This is a genomic window from Caballeronia arvi, from assembly GCF_001544695.2.
Lineage (GTDB): Bacteria > Pseudomonadota > Gammaproteobacteria > Burkholderiales > Burkholderiaceae > Caballeronia > Caballeronia arvi.
Genome location: NZ_FCOM02000347.1, coordinates 1 through 523 on the forward strand (window position 1 = coordinate 1; position 523 = coordinate 523).

Annotated in this window: 1 pseudogene; it reads right to left on the reverse strand. The window is 61.0% G+C overall.

From position 1 onward, the window contains the following. Positions 1 to 492 (reverse strand): annotated as a pseudogene (locus AWB74_RS45275) (ISNCY family transposase); the annotation flags it as partial. Positions 493 to 523 lie beyond the last annotated feature (31 nt).

Sequence of the window (523 nt, forward strand, 5' to 3'; positions counted from 1 at the left end):
CCGCCGGCTAAATAGAGATGTCGGGTTTTGAACGGATGTTTTGCTAGCTTTCTTTAGTTTTTGGGGTTGGGGCGGCGCAGCCGCCCCCCGCTCCCGCATTGTTTTTGCGCTGACTTCGAGAATCGCTTCGTTCATGTCGGCGATGCTCAGTGCGCGCTGCTTCTTCAGTCCTTCGAGTGCCTTCTTGGCTCGAACCTGCTCTGCGCGATGCGTGCGCGACGGCGCATCACAAGCCCGGCGATCATCGCGTTTGGCCTGCAACAGCCGAGCCGCTTCCAGCGCGGGTGCCAGACGCTTGTTCTCGACTTCTGCACCCTGTTCGACCCGGGCAATGCGGTCATACGTGGCGCAGGTAAGCGCCAGGCCGTCCGCCTGCACCTCGATCAGCCCGTCCGGATATTCGACCACCTCGACCTGCTGGTGAATCAACAGGCGATTGGCGGGCGTGTCTTCCAGCAGATACATCACCCGGTCGTATTGCACCGTCAGCACGTGTGTGACCTTGCGCCAGACGCGATGCGTC